General features: G+C 69.7%; 16 protein-coding genes and 1 pseudogene. 6 read left to right on the top strand and 11 right to left on the bottom strand.

Annotation, left to right across the window (positions count from 1 at the left end; translation table 11 throughout):
• Window positions 1–9: 9 nt before the first annotated feature.
• Window positions 10–1344 carry a hypothetical protein gene (locus tag AB0J90_RS01465; protein ID WP_363590966.1) on the bottom strand — a complete coding sequence of 445 codons (1335 nt, stop codon included), beginning with the start codon at window positions 1342–1344 and terminating at the stop codon, window positions 10–12.
• A 140-nt stretch (window positions 1345–1484) separates the two neighbouring features.
• On the opposite strand from AB0J90_RS01465, the gene AB0J90_RS01460 reads away from it, so the two are divergent.
• Window positions 1485–2510, top strand: a complete 1026-nt coding sequence (locus AB0J90_RS01460; protein WP_363590964.1) for a hypothetical protein — start codon at window positions 1485–1487, stop codon at window positions 2508–2510.
• A gap of 57 nt (window positions 2511–2567) precedes the next feature.
• On the opposite strand, the gene AB0J90_RS01455 is transcribed toward AB0J90_RS01460, so the two are convergent.
• Both AB0J90_RS01455 and AB0J90_RS01450 read right to left on the bottom strand, forming a co-directional pair.
• Window positions 2568–3197 carry a short-chain dehydrogenase gene (locus AB0J90_RS01455; protein WP_363590962.1) on the bottom strand — a complete coding sequence of 210 codons (630 nt, stop codon included), beginning with the start codon at window positions 3195–3197 and terminating at the stop codon, window positions 2568–2570.
• Window positions 3188–3397 (bottom strand): hypothetical protein, encoded by a 210-nt coding sequence (locus tag AB0J90_RS01450; RefSeq protein WP_363590960.1) that lies wholly within the window; start codon window positions 3395–3397, stop codon window positions 3188–3190. The genes AB0J90_RS01455 and AB0J90_RS01450 overlap by 10 nt, the downstream gene beginning before the upstream one ends.
• Window positions 3398–3434: 37 nt before the next feature.
• On the opposite strand from AB0J90_RS01450, the gene AB0J90_RS01445 reads away from it, so the two are divergent.
• Complete coding sequence (locus AB0J90_RS01445; RefSeq protein ID WP_363590958.1) at window positions 3435–3899, top strand: helix-turn-helix domain-containing protein; 465 nt, start codon at window positions 3435–3437, stop codon at window positions 3897–3899.
• Window positions 3900–3924: 25 nt separating this feature from the next.
• Here the strand turns inward: AB0J90_RS01445 and AB0J90_RS01440 are convergent, their stop codons facing one another.
• The 3 genes from AB0J90_RS01440 to AB0J90_RS01430 all read right to left on the bottom strand — a co-directional run bounded on the left by AB0J90_RS01440 (window position 3925) and on the right by AB0J90_RS01430 (window position 8707).
• Window positions 3925–4692, bottom strand: coding sequence for a DUF1152 domain-containing protein (locus AB0J90_RS01440; RefSeq protein WP_363590956.1), 768 nt, complete (start codon window positions 4690–4692; stop codon window positions 3925–3927).
• Window positions 4693–4919: 227 nt separating this feature from the next.
• Complete coding sequence (locus tag AB0J90_RS01435; protein WP_363590954.1) at window positions 4920–5903, bottom strand: sigma-70 family RNA polymerase sigma factor; 984 nt, start codon at window positions 5901–5903, stop codon at window positions 4920–4922.
• Between the two features lie 59 nt (window positions 5904–5962).
• Window positions 5963–8707 carry a BTAD domain-containing putative transcriptional regulator gene (locus tag AB0J90_RS01430; RefSeq protein ID WP_363590952.1) on the bottom strand — a complete coding sequence of 915 codons (2745 nt, stop codon included), beginning with the start codon at window positions 8705–8707 and terminating at the stop codon, window positions 5963–5965.
• A gap of 933 nt (window positions 8708–9640) precedes the next feature.
• Between AB0J90_RS01430 and AB0J90_RS01425 the strand changes: the two genes are divergently transcribed.
• Window positions 9641–10396, top strand: a complete 756-nt coding sequence (locus AB0J90_RS01425) for a hypothetical protein (protein ID WP_363590950.1) — start codon at window positions 9641–9643, stop codon at window positions 10394–10396.
• A gap of 80 nt (window positions 10397–10476) precedes the next feature.
• Here the strand turns inward: AB0J90_RS01425 and AB0J90_RS01420 are convergent, their stop codons facing one another.
• Window positions 10477–11370 carry a LysR family transcriptional regulator ArgP gene (locus tag AB0J90_RS01420; protein ID WP_363590948.1) on the bottom strand — a complete coding sequence of 298 codons (894 nt, stop codon included), beginning with the start codon at window positions 11368–11370 and terminating at the stop codon, window positions 10477–10479.
• A gap of 72 nt (window positions 11371–11442) precedes the next feature.
• Here AB0J90_RS01420 and AB0J90_RS01415 point away from each other — a divergent pair, with 72 nt between their 5' ends.
• Window positions 11443–12039 carry a LysE/ArgO family amino acid transporter gene (locus AB0J90_RS01415; protein ID WP_363590946.1) on the top strand — a complete coding sequence of 199 codons (597 nt, stop codon included), beginning with the start codon at window positions 11443–11445 and terminating at the stop codon, window positions 12037–12039.
• Window positions 12040–12121: 82 nt separating this feature from the next.
• Here AB0J90_RS01415 and AB0J90_RS01410 read toward each other — a convergent pair whose 3' ends face one another.
• Complete coding sequence (locus AB0J90_RS01410; protein ID WP_363590944.1) at window positions 12122–12718, bottom strand: TetR/AcrR family transcriptional regulator; 597 nt, start codon at window positions 12716–12718, stop codon at window positions 12122–12124.
• Between the two features lie 138 nt (window positions 12719–12856).
• Between AB0J90_RS01410 and AB0J90_RS01405 the strand changes: the two genes are divergently transcribed.
• Window positions 12857–13690: an alpha/beta hydrolase gene (locus tag AB0J90_RS01405; RefSeq protein WP_363590942.1), complete on the top strand. Its 834-nt coding sequence runs from the start codon at window positions 12857–12859 to the stop codon at window positions 13688–13690.
• Between the two features lie 83 nt (window positions 13691–13773).
• Here the strand turns inward: AB0J90_RS01405 and AB0J90_RS01400 are convergent, their stop codons facing one another.
• Together AB0J90_RS01400 and AB0J90_RS01395 are read right to left on the bottom strand one after the other, a co-directional pair.
• On the bottom strand, window positions 13774–14034 hold the full coding sequence (locus AB0J90_RS01400) for a hypothetical protein (RefSeq protein ID WP_363590940.1): 261 nt from the start codon (window positions 14032–14034) through the stop codon (window positions 13774–13776).
• Window positions 14035–14173: 139 nt separating this feature from the next.
• Window positions 14174–14452, bottom strand: a pseudogene (locus AB0J90_RS01395) (NAD(P)-binding domain-containing protein); the annotation flags it as partial.
• 353 nt (window positions 14453–14805) lie between these two features.
• Between AB0J90_RS01395 and AB0J90_RS01390 the strand changes: the two are divergent.
• Window positions 14806–17586: a M36 family metallopeptidase gene (locus AB0J90_RS01390; protein WP_363590938.1), complete on the top strand. Its 2781-nt coding sequence runs from the start codon at window positions 14806–14808 to the stop codon at window positions 17584–17586.
• Between the two features lie 73 nt (window positions 17587–17659).
• Here AB0J90_RS01390 and AB0J90_RS01385 read toward each other — a convergent pair whose 3' ends face one another.
• Window positions 17660–18505 carry a hypothetical protein gene (locus AB0J90_RS01385; protein ID WP_363590936.1) on the bottom strand — a complete coding sequence of 282 codons (846 nt, stop codon included), beginning with the start codon at window positions 18503–18505 and terminating at the stop codon, window positions 17660–17662.
• Between the last annotated feature and the right edge of the window lie 36 nt (window positions 18506–18541).

Below are 18541 nucleotides of genomic sequence, written 5' to 3'. Positions count from 1 at the left end.
CCGTCGCCGTCATGATGTCCCGCCACCCCACCGGGCGAGCAGCGGCCGGGCCGGAACCCTCCACCGCCCGGACAGGCGGCCGAACCACCCCATCCACCGCCGACGGCTGACGTACAGGGCGACGGCCGCGCCGACCAAACCCGCCCAGAACCACAACCACGGACCGACCCCGGACGGCGGGTCGGCCGACCGGACCACACCACCCCGCACCACGCCGTCCGCGACGTCGATGGCGAGGACCTGGTCCGGCGCGGTGAGCAGGGTGGCCGGCGCGGCGGCGCCCGGGGTCAGGGCGAGCACCCGGATCGTCCGTACGTTGTCGTACGCGGTCCCGTCGCCGATGGCCGACGGCGTCGGGTCGTACGCCACCACCACGGCGCTGCCGTCCGGGTGCCAGCCGAGCAGCCGGATCGCCGTCACGCCGGGGACCGACGGCACCACCGTGCCGGCTGCCGGCGTTCCGGTCGCCGGGTCGACGTGACGCAGCGACCAGGCGCCGTCCTCGCCCTCGACCACCGAGAGCGCGTTCCCGTCCGGGGTCCACGCGCCCTTGCCCGCAAGCCGGGTTCCAGCCGAGACCGCGAACGAGGACACCTGCCGACCGTCGAGATCCGTCACCGTGATCCGACCGGACATCTGGTACGCCAACCGGCGCCCGTCGGGTGCGAACGCCACCGTGAAGCCGTCGTACGACAGCGGCCCGTTCCCGACCCGACCCCTGGCCAACTGGTGCGTACGCCGGCCTTCGAGCTCCACGATGCTCAGCACCGAGTCGAAAGCGCTTCGTTCGGGGTTCACCGGCACCATCTCACGTACGACCAGGCGGCTGCCGTCCCCCGACCAGCCGATCGGCACCGTCACCACACTCTGCGGCGTCGGGCCGGCGACGCACTTGGTGTCGCCGCTGACCAGGTCGACGAGTTCGACGCAACCCCGGTCCCGCTCGGCGCCCGGGTAGACGACGACGCGGCCGTCCGGCGAGAGCAGTACCTGCTCGCCGGCCGGCGCCTCGAAACCCGCTTCGAACTGCCGGTACCGGTCCGCGTCGGCACTGACAACACCGACGACACCGTCTTCGTCCCCACCGGTCAACCCATTGGCCCGACCGCTGAACAGCACCGCGGCGGGCCCCAGCCGGGGCCGGTCGGCGACATGCAGGGTCCCGATCACCGGGACACCGATCCGGTCCGGCAGCGTGCCGCTGGTCGTAGTCGGGCGGTCAGGGGTGCCCTGCGCCGGGGCGGGCCGCCAGAGCGCGGCGGTGGCACCGAGCAACAGGACCACGGCGGTCACCGAAGCCGTCCACGACGGGCGGCGGGATCCGCCGACGACCGGTCTGTTCATCCGATCGAGTTTACGGCCGCCGATGGAGTCCACCCGGGACCGACGGCCAGCCAGGCCCCAGCCTGCGGTAGACCGAAGTCGCGGCGTACGAGACTTCGGTTCGTAGTGCGCGTACCCACGGCGCATCCAGACTCGTCGGTATGACCCAGCAGTCCCCGCCGGTTCACCCGGCCCCGCCGCCCCGGCTCGGCCGGCGGATGCTGCCCGTCCTCGGGCTCGCCCTGCTCGCGCCCTGGGTGGCCGAGTACCTGATGGGCAGCCACACCGTCCGCGACCTGCCACTGATCATCTTCCTGGTGCCGATGTACGGCGGCGGTGCGCTGCTGATCCGTGAGGTGGCCCGCCGCACCGGCCGAGGCTGGCCGACGATGCTGCTGCTCGGGCTCGCCTACGGCGTCGTCGAGGCAGGCCTGTTCGACCAGTCGCTGTTCAACCCCGACTACGCCGGTGAGGACTTCCAGAGCATCGCCCACATCCCCGGCCTGCGGGTGAGCGGCTACTTCGGACTGCTGTTCGTCGCCGGACACGCGATCTGGAGCATCGGCGTACCGATCGCCATCGTCGAGTCCCTGGTTCCCCACCGCCGCACCACCCCGTGGCTGCGTACGCCCGGTCTGGTGGCGACCGCCGGCCTGTACCTGCTCGGCGGCGCCATCATCTACGCCGATCTCCAGGAAACCGAGGGCTTCAGCGCCAGCACGCTCCAGTTCACCGTGGCAGGTGCGCTCGCGGTCGCCTTCGTCGTGGCCGCGTTCCGCGTACCGCACCGCCCGACCCGCCCCGACGCACAGGTGCCGCAGCGCCGCGTGCTGGTCCTGCTGCTCGCCCTCGTGGCGTCCCGCCTGCTGTGGATGCCCGCGAGCTGGCTCGGGGTCGCCTTCAGTCTCGCCCTGCTCACCGGCATGGCCTGGCTGGTCCTGCGCTGGTCCCGCAGTCCACGCTGGGACCAGGGACATCGGCTCGCGCTGGCCGGCGGTGCCCTGCTCACCCACGCCTGGGACGGCTTCTACCTGGCCCCCTGGCGACCCGTCTCGGCAACGGAGGAACTGGTCAGCGACATCGTCTTCACGGTGGCGGCGATCATGCTGATCCTCGTGGGCATCCGGCAGGTGCGGCGTGGCCGGCAGCTCGCGGCCGAACGGGAGCCGCAGCCGGTCGGCGGGTAGTACCGGCCAGGCGTGGACTGGTCGCATCGGGAACCTGAATCAGGTACGGGGCACCCGTTATCCGGCGGTGAGCCCGTCCAACAACCGGCCCAGTCGGGCGGCCGTCTCCGGGTCGAAGGCCGGCCCCGACACCCGCACCCGGCGACCGCCGCGGTACGCGGACAGCGGCTCGGCAGGCGGCGTCGTCAGCAGTTCGAGAATCGGCGGCAGGGCCCGCGTAACCGGTGCTGCGAACAGGCGGGACAGCGCCTTGACCAGTGCCCGGGTCGGCTGGGTGAACGGGTCCGCGAGGGCGGTGTCGACGAACAACGGGTTGTACAGCACGTACCGGACCAGACTGTCCGGGTGCCGGCCGGTGAATGCCACGCCGAGCAGGTCGTTGGCCCTGGCGCCCTGCATCGTGGCGCGGAGTCCGCCGTAGCGGCGGCGGAGCTGGAGATCGTCCCAGTGGATTCGCCCGGCCGGGATACCACCGGTCCCGCAGAGGTTGACGACGACCGGGTTGGTGGCCCGCTCCAGGGCCGGTCGCAGACCACGGGCGAGCAGGAACCGGTTCAGCACATAGAGCGCGAACGTGTGCTCGAAGCCCTCGGCGGTGACGATCCGGCGCGGGTTGTAGCGAAACGCGGCCAGCACCAGGGCGTCCAGCACCGGTTCCGTCGCGGTCAGTTCGTCGGTCAGCGCCACCGTACGGGCAACCGAGCTGAGGTCGGCCCGGATGAACGAGAGCCGTCCGCTATGCCCAGGCGCGTGGCCTCGTCCACCAGCGCCGCACCGTTGGCGGCAGCACTGCCGACCGCTATCACCCGGTCGCCGCTACCCAGCAGGCTCAGCACGAGCCCCCTGCCGATGCCCTTCGTGCCGCCGCTGACCAGCACCGTCTTCATCACTGTCCCTCCGCGCTGTCGCCGTACCCTGAACACCATGGCTGGAGCGGGCGGCGGCGGAGAAGAAGGCACATCGATGTTCCCCGGTCGGGCCGGGCCCGACGGCGGGTCGGCGGTGATCCTCCCGTTGCCGGTAACCGCGGAAGACCGGGCGGCGTGCGCGGTCACGGACGTGTTGCGCCGGGTCGGCGAGAAGTGGAGCGTGCTCGTACTCGCCCTGCTCGCCCAGCGTGCTTACGGCTTCAACGAACTCGACCGGGCCATCCACGGACTGAGCCGCCGGATGCTGACCCGTACCCTTCGACTGCTCGAACGGGACGGACTCGTCCGCCGGACGGCGGCCGCGCAGCCGTGGCAGGGCAGCGAGTACAGTCTCACCGACCTCGGCCGATCACTGCTGCCGCTCGTCGTCGCGCTCGGCGAGTGGGCCGTGGACCACGACACCGACATCCGTCGCGCTCACGCGAGCTTCGACGCGTCGATCGGCACCGAGGCCGTGTGACGGCCCGTCGACGCCGGCCGCGTCGTCAGTGCGGGAACATCCGCGGGATGCGCGGTGAGACCTCCTCGCGGAACTCCTCGATCAGCAGGCTGATCTGCCGCATCAGGTAGGTCTGCTCGATCCGGTCGAGATACAGCGCACGCGCGGCCAGCCCCACGAGGTCGAAGGTGAAGTACATGGCCATCAGCGGGTTGACGAACAACGTGCTGCCCCGCGTCCGGGTGCTGAACTGTACGTCTCCGCACCCGCCGCCCAGCGCGGCGGCGATCTGGCCGTTGACGATGCTCGGTCGCAGCGGCGTCGCGGCCTGCGCGTGGGCGACCGCGTCGATGTACGACCGTGCCTCCGGCGAATCCCCGGGTACGGTGAACGCCCCGAGGTACGCGCCCGCGCAGTCCAACTCGGCGATGTTCTCCAGCACCTGTACGTGGTTGACCCCGTGGTACGCGTCGATGCCGAAGCCGATGCACGCCACCAGGCGCACCGGCACGTCCAGCTTCGCCACTGCGGCCAGACTCGCCATGTCCTCCTCCGGTGTGCCGAGTCCTGCCTCGTCACCTCGCATCAGGATGTCGGTGCCCCCGTCGACCAGGACGATCGCGTCGATCCCGAGCCGCGCGACCAGCGTCCGGTACGCGTCCCGCAACGGTTGTACGCCGCCGCGCGGGAACGCGTACACGGTGGAGGGCAGGTCCTGCGCGGTGAGCCAACGGGCCAGGGTGCGTTCGGGAAAGTAATCGTCCAGCCCCTCCGTGTCCGGCGTGACCGCGGCGACGTCTCGGTCGAGCCACACCGCCGGGTCGAGCGCGTGTAGGTCGGAGAAGGACAGGTTGGCCAGGTGTACGGTGGCGCCGGTCTGCCGCAGCGCGAGGGCGAGTGGGAGTCCGGCTTACACGTCGAAGCCGCCACCGGCACCGGCTACGAGGATGTTCCGGCTTCCCGCCAGGGCGGTGAAAAGCTTCGGGGTGTGCATCGAGGACATGATCCCCATCCTCCCCGCCGGATCCAGCGAGGGCGCACCTATTTCGGGACCTCGTCGGGCAGACCGAAGCGGCCGAAGATCTCCGGCAGCAGGAACGACACGACCTCGGCGATCTTGGTGCCCCGGAACTCGACCAGGTCGAGCCCGGCCGCCACGAAGGTTTCCCGCTCGTCGTCCCACAGGTAGGTGCCGTACGCGAGCTGGCCGTTCGCGTACGCCGGCAGGAAACGCCACCGCACCGTCAGCGGCTTCTCGAGCAGGAACGCCCTGATCGCGTCGTGTCCCTCGTACCACTGCGGCAGCGGTGGCATGGCGTACCTGGCGTCGTCGGTGAGCATCGCGACGATCGCGTCGACGTCGCCGTCCTCCCAGGCGGTCGCGTACTGCTCGGCCAGCCGCCGTACGGTCCGGTCGTCCAGGGCGCCGAGGGTCGCCTGCTGGGTGACCCGGGGGAGCCGCCCGTCGAGGACCTTGCGCGCCCGTTGCAGTGCGCTGTTGACCGCCGCGACGGTGGTGTCCAGCAGGTCGGCGACCTCGCGCGCGGAGAACCCGAGCACTTCGCGCAGGATCAGTGCCGCCCGCTGCCCGGCCGACAGGTGTTGCAGCGCTGCGACGAAGGCCAGCTCCACACCCTCGCGAGCGACGTAGCGCGCCTCCGGCCCCAGGCCCGCCCAACCCAGTCTGGCATCGGGGTACGGCTCCAGCCACGCCACCTCCTCCGGTGGTACGGCACCGGGGCGCAGATCGGTGGGCAACTCCCGGCGACGTCGGCGCTCGATCAGCGTCAGGCACCTGTTGGTGGTGATCCGGTACAGCCACGGCCGGATCGAACCGTGGTCGTCGAACCGCCCCAGGGCCTGCCAGGCGCGCACCAGCGACTCCTGTAGCGCGTCTTCGGCGTCGTGCACCGACCCGAGCATCCGGTAACAATGGGTCTGTAGCTCGTTCCGGTACGGATCCACCAGTCGCCCGAAGGCGTCCGGGTCACCCGATCGGGCAGCCTCCAGCAGTTTCGTCTCCACCCTGCCCCCGATCGTCGAATGGTCCCGCGGTTGAGTGGACGATACTGCCGACGACAGCCCTACCGGTGGTTTCCCACCCGGGCCCGGAGCTCGTCGGCGCGATCACTGCCGAGCTGTTCGTACAGTTCCGCCGCCCGTTTCCACGCCGCTGCCGCCAAGCTAGGGTCCTGCTCGCCGTGGATGTCGCCGAGCAACTCCCGTGCGCGCGCCTCACGTAGCTTGTTCCTGATCACGACCGCCAGCTCGATTTCGGCGCCGACGTGGAACAGGGCCTCGTCCCGCCGTCCCTGGAGCCGGTAGAGGTAGGCGAGATTGTGGTGGGCGAAACACGCTATGTACTGGTCGTGGGCTTGGGTCGCGAGCGCGAGCGCCACGTCGAATTCGCGCTCGGCCTCGGGGTAACGCTCCTGCCGCCCGTACAGGGTGCCGAGCCCGATGTGTGATCGCGAACTGTTTACCGGGTCGCTGGTGTATTCCGGGACGGCGAGCGCCCGGCGGTGGTGCTGTTCGGACAGCTCCAGTTCGCCGATGTTCTGATAGTAGGTGCCGAGCTGGTCGTCGCATGTCGCCACACCGATGTGGTTGCCGATCGTACGGAACAGTTGCCGGGCCTGCTCGTAGTGCAGCTTTGCGGAGGGATCCGTGAGATTGTCGTCGTGATGCGCCGACGCCAGGCATTCGACCATCAGGGCTTCGGCAAGCTGGTTACCGATGAGACGGGCGCTTTCCACACCTGCCCTGCCGACCGCGTACCGGTCGTCGGACCGGTGCCGGAGTCGAAGGTACGGACGCAGCAGGTAGGCGACCTGCCAGAGCTCCTCGTGGAGTCCCGCTTCGCCGATGGCCGGCAACACCGCGACGATGTTGTCCACCTCGACGTCCAGCCACTCCAGTGCCGCGCCTTCGTCGGGGAAGGGGCGCGAGGGCGGGACCACGATAGGAAGATGTTGCAGGGATCCGCCGTGGACGAAGTCCCGGCTGGAGCACAGTCGCGCGATGTAGTGACTCGTCAGCCGCCGCAGCGACCCGAGGTAGGCATCGTCCAATTCTTCCGCGGCCTGGGCGGCGGCGAAGGACCGGACGAGATCGTGCATCCGGTAGCGGCCCCCCACCGAGCGACCGGAACCCTCACCCGTGATCAGACCAGCCTGGTCGAGTTCGGCCAGCGCGTCGACGGCTCGCCCGGGTGCCGCGTCCACCAGTGGCACGCAGGTGTCCAGCGTGAAGCGCGGGTACCCCAACCGGCCGAGGTGGGCCAGGAGTGTGGCGGCGGCCGACCCCAGCCGTCGGTAGCTGAGCATGAATGTGGTGTGGACGTTGAGGTCCCCGAGGTGCAACTCGTCCACCGGGTTGCGGGCCTGCCTCAGTAGCCGGACGAGGTGGCTCGGGCTGGGAGCGTTGCGTGACCGCAGCCGGCCGGCGACGATGCGGATCGCCAGCGGCAGCCCGCCGCACCAGCGGACCAGGTCCGCCATGCCGGTGTTGTCGGCGATGACGTGCGGGGCGACCTGCGTACGCAGCAGCTCGACACCCTCGCGGTCGGTGAGCGGATCCAGTTCGAGGATGTGCGTACGCTCCAACCCGGCCATGGCGCGACGCGACGTGACGATGACGCCGCAGCCCGGCCCACCGGGAATCAGTGGACGGACCTGTGCCTCGTTGTCGGCGTTGTCGAGCACGATCAGCAGGCGGCGGTTGGCGGTCATCGCCCGGTACAGGCCGAGCCTGGCCGTACGCCCCTGCGGCAACTGCGTGCCCTGCACTCCTAGGGCGCGCAGCAACGCACCCAGTACGGCATGGGGCGACAGCGGTTTGACGTCGGTGCCGGCCAGGTCGGCGAAGACGCAGCCGTCGGGGTAGGCATCGAGCACGGAATGTGCCGCCCAGACCGCGATGCTCGTCTTGCCGAGGCCACCGAGGCCGGAGATTCCGATCACCGCCGGGGACGTGGCGGACCGGGTCATGAGTGCGTCGACGAGCTGGGTCCGTTCGGCGACCCGACCGACGAAGGAGGCGAACAGCGGCGGCAACTGGTTCAGGGTGCCGAGATTCTGCGAGGTCCGGGCCGGGTCGCCGTCGACGGCCGGTGTGCCGACCAGTATCCGCTGGTGTAGTTGCTGCAACGCCTCGCCGGGCTCGACCCCGAGATCGGCGACGAACAGGTTCCGGGTCCGGCGGTACAGGTCCAGCGCGTCCGCCCGGCGGCCGCTGCGGTGCAGGGCGAGCATCAGTTGGGCCCGGAGAAGCTCGCGATAGGGCTGGGCGTCCACGAGTTCGGCGAGCACGTCCACCATCTCCCGGTGCCTGCCGAGCGCCAGCTCGGTTTCGGTCCACCGCTCGTGGACCGACCACCGTTGCTGCTCGAGCCGGGTGGCCTCGACCGCCACGAGTTCGCAGTCGAGGAACCCGTCGAACGCGGGCCCCCGCCAGAGGTCGAGCGCCGACCGCAGGCTCAGGTTGGCTTCCTCCGTACGAGCCGCGTCGAGATCGACTTTTGCCCGTGCCGCGAGTGCGTGGAAGCGGGCGGCGTCGAGTTCCTCGTCCGTGACGGACAGGGCGTAGCCGGCCGGGTGTCGGGAGATCCGCTCCGGGCCGAGCGCGAGCCGGAGCCGATGGACGTACTGGTGAATGTTGGCGCGTGCGGAGCGGGGCGGTCGGTCACCCCAGAGGCCGACCACCAGCTCGTCGACCGACACCACCTGTCTGGCGCGGGCCAGCAGGATCGCCAGCAACAGCGTCGGCTTGTGGCCGTACTGGAGGTCGAGCGGCCTACCGGCACGGTTCACCGACAGTGGACCGAGCACCTGAAACTCCACCTGCGCCCCCGCAACGCCATGGTGCCCCGGTGCTCGCACCCTGCCGACACACGGGATCACCGTCCGCGTTGTAGCGGGAATGTAGCGGACAACGCGAAGCTCCCTCAAGACGCGGAAGTGATGGGGTTGTTCTATTCAGGAGGCTGGCTGGACATCGGAGCGTGCCGGAGCGGTCACGGGAGGCCGGCGGGAACTGTCGGCGGCGGGTTGTCGGGGCCGGCTCCGTAACACATTCGTACCCGAGCTATTTCATGGTCGAGCGTATCGGGGGAACGGGTGCGTTTCTATTGTGTGCGGGTGTCGGTCGCGGCATTGTAATTCACATGCGTGTATGTATGACGAAAAGGAGGAGATGACTTACTATGCGCCTTTGGAGAAAGATCGCGATGCGGTTCGCTGCTGTCGGCGTCACCGTGGCGATGGTGACCAGCATTACCGCGACGGCAGCGCAGGCAAGCAGCGATGCGTGGAGCCAGTGCCCAGTCGGGGCGGCATGCCTCTTTCAGGGGACCTGGCCCGATCAACCCGGGCCCAGAAAATACGTCTGGTGGAGCGGCGTGTACAACATGCAGGGAATCTACGGGGCTCATTTGCTCGTGAACAATCAGACAGACAACTGGGTGGTCGACATTTGCTGGGAGCCTAACGGTAGAGACTGCCGCGAAACCATCCCGGCGGGTTTCTCGGCTTCGCGCGACTTCACGCCCATGGACTCGGTTCGACTCCACTCGTGGGGTAGTAAGTAGTCCTCGCAACTCTGGCCGCTCGCCGGAACCGTGAAACGTACGGGTAGTCCAGCCGTACCTGCTCTGGTTCGTACGGGTATGGCGCTGGTGTCACCATGGTCCGTGGTGACACCAGCGCCCGTGTCGGTCTGTTGGCATGCCGTGGGGGCCGTTCGGACGAGAGTATGTTGCGGCAGTGGCAACCGACGTACGCCAGCCGCGCGAGACGGACGTCTCCGCATCCTCGTCGCACCCGTCCCTGGACTACTACCTGATGCTGGCGCAGAGACACCACGAGACGGTTGCCGCCGAGCCGGTCGGAATCCTCGTGGAGGAGTTCACACTCGCCAGCGACCACACGGCGCTCGCCCTGGGGAGTGCGAGGTGGACACCCCCGGACGGCTGGGTGGGCGCGGCGCCCCTCAGCCAGCGAGTCCGTACCGATGCGGTTCTTCGCGGCCGGACCGTCACGGCCGACCGTGACGAGGTCGCGCAGGTCTACCGCCGGCTCGGTGGCGGTGACCTGCCTGACGAGCCGACGCTGCGCTCGCATTTCGGCGCGGCCGTGTCGCTGGCGACCGCACCACCGCTGCGGCTGGGATCCGGCGAGGTCGCCGAGGGCTTTCACGACACCCGGTTCTACCGGATCCTCTTCGCCAGCGACCTGTCCGAGGACGGCCTGGCGCGGTTGCGGGCCGGGTGGCGGATGAGGGTGCCTGCCGAAGCCGACGAGCCGCGAGCACGGGTGTTCGGCACCGCGCAGCTCCGCGTGGCCGACGATCTCTTCGTCTGGGATCTTCGCCGAATCGGTCCCGGCGTCGCATGGTGCCTGGACCTGACCGCCAACTTCGGCGACGGTCGTACCGACCGGATAGAGCCCGTGCTGCGGGGGCTGATGGCGGTGATGCGACAGCAGGGGCTGATTCCGGTGACGATCGAGCGCTTCTCCTGATCGGCGGGTCACGTCCGGTCCCGACGGTGTCGGTGCGGTTTCCGGCGTACCGGGTGCATCGCCAGGAGCTGCGTGGTGGCTCAGCGCAGGGCTGTCGCGGCGGCGGCCTGTACGGCGCTGGTCAGGGTGGCCAGGGCGGTCGACTCCAGGCGCCAGGACTGCCAGTAGAGGGGCGTGTCGAGGTGCCGCCCGGGGGCGATCTCGACCAGGCGACCGGCTGCCATGTCCTCCCGGGCGGTCCGTTCGGGCACCATGCCCCAGCCCAGCCCGAGCCGGACCGCCTCGATGAACGCCGACACCGCCGGAACGTAGTGAATCGGCGGGTCGAGCCGCCGTCTGGTGAGTTTGTTGACGAAGCGGTGCTGCAGCTTGTCCTTGCGGTCGAGTTGGAGCATGGGCGCGGTGGCCAGCGCCGAGGTGGTGTCCGTCGCGGCGAAGTGCGTGCGGTGCAACTCGGGCGAGGCCATGGCCAGGTAGCGCATGGCGCCGAGCCGGTGTACCCGACAACCCTGCACCGCGACCCGCTGCGCGGTCACCGCCGCCATCACCGATCCGTCGCGGAGCAGGTCCGCGGTGTGGTCCTGGTCGTCCTGCTGCAGGTCGAAGCAGTACGCGAGGTCGTTCGGCAGTTGCGCCAGCGCGCGCAGGAACCAGGTGGCGAGCGAGTCGGCGTTGACCACCACCGCGATCCGGGTACGGGCTTGCTGCCCGTCCAGTGGGCCACGCGCGGCGTCCAGTGCCTCACGCTCCAGCAGTGCGAGCTGGCTGGCCAACCTGACCAGGGGTCGGCCCGCCTCGGTCGGCTGACAGGGTCGGGTACGGCGTACCAGGACCTGTCCGGCGGCCTGTTCGAGCGCCTTGATCCGTTGACTGACCGCGGACGGGGTGATGTGCAGCGCGCGGGCGGCGGCCTCGAAGCTGCCCTCGTCCACCACCGCCTGGAGTGCCGCGAGCTGGCCGGAGTCGAGTCCCATGTTAAGAAATACTAATCAGGCACAAAAATCTTTAGCTGGAGTGTGATCGGGGGCAGCCGTAGCGTCGGGGCGGTGCTGACCTCGACCCTCGCCGGCTTCACCGCCTCCATCGCGCTCATCGCCGCCATCGGCGCCCAGAACGCCTTTGTCCTCCGCCAGGGGCTGCGCCGCCAGCACGTGCTCGCGGTGGTGCTGACCTGTGCGGTGTCGGACGCGCTGCTGATCGCCGTCGGGATCGCCGGGCTCGGCGCGGTGATCGCGGACCAGCCGCTGGTCGCCGGCACGATTCGCTGGGTGGGTGCCGCGTTCCTGCTGTGCTACGCGCTGTTCGCGGCCAGGCGCGCGTTGCGCCCCGGCAGGCTGACGCCGACCGACCGCGAGCCGGTCGCGCTGCGTACGACGATCGCGATGTGCCTCGCCTTCACGTACCTGAACCCGCACGTGTACCTGGACACGGTGCTGTTGTTGGGTTCGGTCGCCAACCAGCACGACAACCGGTGGCTGTTCGGGTCCGGCGCGGTCCTGGCCAGCGCCGTCTGGTTCACCGCCCTAGGCTTCGGCGCACACCGCCTAGCCCCCGCCCTGTCCCGCCCCAACGCCTGGCGCATCCTCGACGCCCTGGTAGCCACCCTCATGACCGCCCTAGCCCTCTCCCTCCTCCACCCCTAACCCCCACCGAACCCCCGCCGAATCCCGTTGATCATGAAGTTGGCGACCTCCCGGGGCCGAGAACGTGTCGCTAACTTCATGATCAACGGGGGCTGGCGGGGGTTTGGGGGAGGGCGGCGGTGATGAGGGTTTCGGCGGCTCGGCGGGCGTGGGTTGCGGCGTCGCTGGTGCCGGCGATGGCGGCCGTGGTCTGGGCGCCCTCGGCGAGGATCGCCAGTTGCGCTGCGAGCGACGGTGGTCCACCGGCCTCGGCGACGAGTTCGGCCAGGCGCACCTGGAAGCCTTCCTTGTGTGCTCGTACGATCTCGGCGATCCGGGGGGCGGTCGACCCGAGTTCGCCGAACGAGTTGATGAACATGCACCCGCGGAAGTCGTCCTGGTCGAACCAGCGGGCCAGCATGTCGTAGATCGCGAGCAGGCGTTGGCGGGCATCGCCGGTCTCGATCGCGCTCTCGACCAGCGCGTTCCACGCCTCGTGCCGGCCCATCAGGACCTGTTCGACGATCGACTCCTTCGAGGGGAACAGGCGGTAGAGCCGCTTGAGCGGGACGCCGGACTCGGCGCGCAGGGTGTCCATGCCGACAGCCTGTACGCCGTACGTGTAGTACAGCCGGTCTGCGGTCTCCAGCACCTTCGCCCGTACGGCGTCGTCGTCCGGCCGCTGGTTCTCTCCGGTCACCGTTTCCTTCTTCCCTCGATCGGGGTGACACCTCTCACCCAATCGACCCCGCCTGCGACGGTGCGCTGAGAACGATCGTTGTCTAGGCTACAACACGAGGCGAGAACGACCGTTCTCCACAGAACAGCGGAGGCAGACATGCCCTTCATCACCGTCGGCTCCGAGAACAGCACCAGCATCGACCTCTACTACGAGGACCACGGTGCGGGTCAGCCGGTCGTCCTCATCCACGGTTACCCGCTCGACGGGCACTCGTGGGAGAAGCAGAGCGCCGCCCTGCTCAAGGCGGGCTACCGGGTCATCACCTACGACCGCCGGGGCTTCGGCCAGTCGAGCCAGCCCACCACCGGCTACGACTACGACACCTTCGCCGCGGACCTGAACACGGTGCTCGACACGCTCGACCTCACCGACGTGGTGCTGGTCGGCTTCTCGATGGGCACCGGCGAGGTCGGCCGCTACCTCGGCACGTACGGCTCGCGCCGGATCGCGAAGGCAGCCTTCCTCGCGTCGCTGGAACCGTTCCTGCTCAAGACCGAGGACAACCCGACCGGGGCGCCGCAGGAACTCTTCGACGGCATCCTCGCCGCGGTGACCGCCGACCGGTACGCCTACTTCACGGACTTCTACAAGAACTTCTACAACACCGACGAGAACCTCGGCACCCGGCTGTCCGAGGAGGCGCTGCGCAACAGCTGGAACGTCGCCGCCGGAGCCTCCTGGTACGCCTCCAGCGCCGCCGTACCGACCTGGATCACCGACTTCCGGGGTGACATCCCGAAGATCGACGTACCCACGCTCATCCTGCACGGTACGGCGGACAACATCCTCCCGATCGACGCGACCGCCCGTCCGTTCCACAAGCTCCTGCCCGACGCCGACTACGTCGAGCTCGAAGGGGCGCCGCACGGTCTGCTCTGGACCCACGCCGAAGAGGTCAACGAGGCCCTGCTCGCCTTCCTGGCCAAGTAGTAGCCAACCGACACGTGTTCGGCGGCGGGCAACACCGGCCCGTCGCCGAACACGTGCACCCCGCCAGTGACGACAGGTGTCTTTCACCGCTTCCGGAAGTGCTCGACCAGGCGGGAGTAGCTGTCGTCGGCGTGGCCCGCCTCGACGGCCGCCGCCACCAGGGCCCGGGTGTAGTCGGGGAACTTGTCGTCGATACCGTGCGTCCGGCTCTCCCGGACCAGGTCCTCGACCGACGGCAGGTGGTGCCGCAGGCCGCCGTACTGAACCGCGTACTCGTCGCGGTCGATCTCGTCGGCGATCGACGGCAGGTAGGACAGGACCGTTTCGGTCCCACCGAAGAACACGACGGCTTCCGGGTGCCCGATGCCGGGGGCGATCGTCGTGATCTGCCCGTGGAGGTACTCCGCACCCTGCTCCGCGACCCAACCGGCGACGGCTCGCGCCTCGGTCGACGTACCGTCGGGTCAGGTTGAGCACGGCGCGGCCGGCGAGCGCGTCGCCGGCCGATTGCAGGATCTCGCCTGCGGTGGTGTTGCCCTTCACGCTGACGACCACGAGCGCGGCGGCGGCGGCGTCCCGGACGGTCCCGGCCCGCCGCGCTCCCCGGGCCACCAGGTCGTCACCCTTCTCCGGCGTACGGTTCCAGACCGTTGTCGGGTGCCCGTCGGCGAGGAACGCGTTCGCGAGCGCGAAGCCCATCTCGCCCAGGCCGAGGACCGTCACGGCCGGTCGGACCTCGGTGGTTGCGGAAGCGCCGGTCATCGGTACGGTCCTCTCGTTTCCACCATGGCCCGGTTCGCCCCCGGCCCTGGCTTGCCGATCGAGAACCACGCTAGGACCTCAACAGGACTTGGGGTCAAGGCCGACGCGGATCCGAAGTGGTGGAACGGCGGGTCCGACAGTCGTAGCACAAGACATTGATGATTTTGAACATCCGTCGGACGACCGACGGTGAGGTGATCCGTACTGTCGGTCAAAACCCCCTCTGTGATCTCCAGCGCCCTCGTATCCACGCAACGAAGGGAGCACCGGTGCCGCTATTTCCACCTCTCACTCCGGTCCGCCGTCACACCTCATTTGCGCTGGTCACCGCGCTGGTCGCGGTCCTGGCGCCGATGGCAGCACAGCCCGCCTCGGCCGCACCGGACAACAGCGCAGGCCAATCGAGTACGCAGGACCGCAACCCCCTGTTCCTCACCGGCCCGAACCAGGGCAAGCCCGAGAGCATCGCGATCGACTACCTCCGTACGAATCCCACCCGGTACGGGGTGACCGCGGCCGACCTCGGTGACCTTGTCGTCTCCTCCAGCTACACCAGCGAGCACAACGGGTTGACACACGTCAACCTGTCCCAGCGGTTCGAGGAACTGGAGGTCTTCGGCGCGACGGCGACGGTCAGCATCGCCCGGGACGGCAGTGTCGTCTTCGTCGGCCACACCCTGACCCCCGGCTTGGCGGAGCAGCCGTCGGGCACCGCGGTGCTGGACGCGCCCGCCGCGGTCGAAGCCGCTGCCAAGGCGCTCGACCTGCCCGCTCCGGCCGCCCCGCAGGTGCTCGACCGCGACGCCGGACCCGCCCGCCGTACCGTGGTCTCCGGTAGCGGCGTCTCCGGGCAGCCGATCCCGGCCCGGCTCGGCTGGCAGCGCACCGACGCGGGCCTGCGTCTCGCCTGGCAACTGGTCATCGACGACTCCGCCGACGCCCACCTCTGGAACGCCACCGTCGACGGTACGACCGGCGCCGTGCTCAACGTGGACGACTGGACCACCCATGACGCGCCCGAGCAGTTGGCCAGCACGCTGGGCCGCCGTACCGCCCCGAACGGCTCGACCCGCCCGGTCGACGTCCGGCCGCAGTTCCCGCCCGTGCGGGTCGACGACGGTTCGAGCTACCGCGTCTTCACCTTCCCGAAGAACGACCCGAACGAGGGTCCGCGCAGCCTGGTGACCAACCCGGCCGACGCGACGGCTTCCCCGTACGGCTGGCACGACACCGACGGCGTGGCCGGCGCGGAGTCCAGCACCACACAGGGCAACAACGTCCGCGCGTACGCCGACCGGGACGCCAACAACCAGCCCGATCCGAACAGCGTGCCCGACGGCGGCCCCGGTCTCGACTTCAACTTCCCGGCCGACCTGAACCAGCAGCCGCAGACCTACACCGACGCGGCGGTGGCGAACCTCTTCTACTGGTGCAACATCGTGCACGACCTGACCTACCGGTACGGCTTCGACGAGGTCGGCGGAAACTTCCAGGTCAACAACTACGAGCGCGGCGGTGTCGGCGGCGACGACGTCCGGTGCGAGGCGCAGGACGGCTCCGGCCAGAACAACGCCAACTTTTCCACCCCCGCCCAGGACGGCGCCGCACCCCGGATGCAGATGTTCCTCTGGCCGGGCAACCAGTTCGGGCTCCCGAACGCGGTGACCATCGGCTCGGGCACCGCTGCCACCACCTACGAGGCCGAGTACGCCCGGTTCACCCCCGCGCCCACCAACGCCGGCTTCGGCGGCCAGGTTGTCGCGGTGGACGACGGCGTGGACGCGGCGGGCGACGGCTGCACCGCGTACGGCCTGCCGGCCGGGTCGATCGCCCTGGTCGAGCGCAGCAGCACCTGCAACTACTACACGCAGGTGGTCAACGCCGAGACCGCCGGCGCGGTCGCGGTGGTCGTCGTCAACAACGCGGCCGGCGCCCCGGTGGTGATGAACGGTTCGATGAGCCCACCGGTCGGCATCCCCGCCGTGATGGTGAGCCAGGCCGACGGCACCACCCTGCGGGCCGCCCTGCCGGCGTCCGGCCGGGTGCACCGCAACGTCGACCGACCGGCGATGCGCGACGCCGCCTTCCGGTCGGAGACGATCTTCCACGAGTACGGTCACGGCGTCTCGAACCGGCTGACCGGTGGCCCGAACGTCAACTGCCTCAGCGGGCAGGAACAGATGGGCGAGGGGTGGAGCGACTTCCTCGCGATCGTGTCGCTGATCAACCCGGATCTCGACGACCCCGAGGGCCCGCGCGGCTACGGCCAGTACGCCCAGTTCGCCGACAGCCGTTCCGGTGACGGCTTCCGGCCTCGGCCGTACTCACGGAACATGGAGATCCAGCCGTTCACCTACGACAGCATCAAGACCGGTGCCTGGCTCGACGGCACCTCGCTGGCCGCACCGCACGGCATCGGCCACGGCTGGGCGGCGGTCCTGTGGGACATGACCTGGGACCTGATCGACCGGCACGGGCTCAACCGCAACGCGTACGGACGGTGGAACACCGGCGGCAACAACCTGGCCATGCAACTGGTCATCGACGGGTTGAAGATCCAGGGTTGTGCGCCCGGATTCGTGGTCGGCCGGGACGCGATCATCGCCGCGGACGCGGCGCTGACCGGGGGCGAGAACAACTGCACCCTGTGGGCCTCGTTCGCCCGTCGTGGCCTCGGCTACAGCGCAGTCCAGGGCACCACCGGCCGGGACGACAACTCCGGTGCGTACGACACGCACCCGGCGTGCGAGCGGCCGTTCACCAACCGGTCGGCCAAGCCGACGCTCAACAGCGTCAAGGCGGGCTCCACCGCACCGATGCAGTTCGACCTCGGCCGCGACCATGACCGCGGTCGCGACCATGACCGTGATCGGGACATCCTCGCCAGCAACTCGCCGTACTCGCGGCTGGTCGACTGCACGACCCTGGCGACCGTCAACCCGGACGGGACCGTCACGCCGGGGCCGCTGCCGGTCAAGGCGGAGACGCCCGGCCGGTCCAAGCTGTCGCCGGATGGGCGTGGTCGCTACACCTACCCGTGGAAGACGGATCGGAGCTGGGCCGGCACCTGCCGCGAGTTCGTCCTCTCGCTCGACGACGGTAAGCAGTTCCGGACCTACTTCCAGTTCCGATAGGGGACCCGCGGCTCGGCAGTGGGTGACCTGGCAACCGGGGGAGCGTCCGACCGACGGGCGCTCCTCCGGACGTTCAGGAGTCTTCGGCGCGGTGATCGGGCTTTCGGCCCAGGAGCGCACCGATTCCCGTCCAGATCGAAGTGCGGCGGGCCACCTGCCGGTGCAGGATGTCCTGCTGGGCCTGCAACAGCGCCTCGGTGTCCGGGCTCCGGGTCTCAGTGCCCGCCGCCGACCGATAGCGGGCCAGCGCGGCGAGCAGGCTGACGTAGCGCTTGCGTTCGAGCACGTTGAGCCGAGCGAGCCTGGCAAACAGCGGCAGGTCCCGTGCGACGTTCTGCTCCATCTCGTGGTACCGGCCGGACTCGCCGAGTGCGATGAGCAGCAGGTAACGCGCCTGCGACCCGGCATCACTGGTGGGGCGGGCGTACGCGCCCGCCTCTCGCAGCACGGCGACCGCGTCCCGGGGGCGGTCGCCGTGCAGCAGTTGGCGGCCGTATTCGACCAGGGACCGGGTCAGTTCGCCGGGCGGACCCGACCGGGCCTCGGCGACCACCCGCTCGATCAGGATCAGCGCGTCGTCGGGCCGGCCGGTTCGCGCCAGCAGGTACGCAACGCGCCGCAGGTCCGGCAGTGCCGCCGGTCCGTACGCACGGGCGCAGAGGCCGAGGCATTCGTCGAGGATCCTCGACGACTCCCCGGTTTTCCCGCGTACGTGCAGGCACGCCGCCTGCACGGCGAGCGCCCTCGCCAACCGGGCCGGGTACCTGGCGGCGAATGGGCGCCACCGGTCCACGGATCGTCCGGCGAGTTGGATGGCGTACGGATGGAAGCCGGACGCGCTGTATCCCAGCGCGTTGCGCTCGTAGCGGTGGGTCCGCCACCGCCGCCACGGTCGCCGCAACCGCCCGAGTCTGTCCACCGACCCCGAATCCGTGACTCCGTCAGGCACTGTAGA

It is taken from the genome of Micromonospora sp. NPDC049523, from assembly GCF_040676775.1.
Taxonomy (GTDB): domain Bacteria; phylum Actinomycetota; class Actinomycetes; order Mycobacteriales; family Micromonosporaceae; genus Micromonospora_G.
This window is presented reverse-complemented; position numbering and strand designations above follow the sequence as displayed.

Bases quoted from the DNA above. Each gene is read 5' to 3' on its own strand.
- AB0J90_RS01465 (WP_363590966.1), bottom strand. From the start codon at position 1,344: ATGAACAGACCGGTCGTCGGCGGATCCCGCCGCCCGTCGTGGACGGCT.
- AB0J90_RS01390 (WP_363590938.1), top strand. From the start codon at position 14,806: ATGGCAGCACAGCCCGCCTCGGCCGCACCGGACAACAGCGCAGGCCAA.
- AB0J90_RS01405 (WP_363590942.1), top strand. From the start codon at position 12,857: ATGCCCTTCATCACCGTCGGCTCCGAGAACAGCACCAGCATCGACCTC.
- AB0J90_RS01420 (WP_363590948.1), bottom strand. From the start codon at position 11,370: ATGGGACTCGACTCCGGCCAGCTCGCGGCACTCCAGGCGGTGGTGGAC.
- AB0J90_RS01460 (WP_363590964.1), top strand. From the start codon at position 1,485: ATGACCCAGCAGTCCCCGCCGGTTCACCCGGCCCCGCCGCCCCGGCTC.
- AB0J90_RS01450 (WP_363590960.1), bottom strand. From the start codon at position 3,397: ATGAAGACGGTGCTGGTCAGCGGCGGCACGAAGGGCATCGGCAGGGGG.
- AB0J90_RS01445 (WP_363590958.1), top strand. From the start codon at position 3,435: ATGGCTGGAGCGGGCGGCGGCGGAGAAGAAGGCACATCGATGTTCCCC.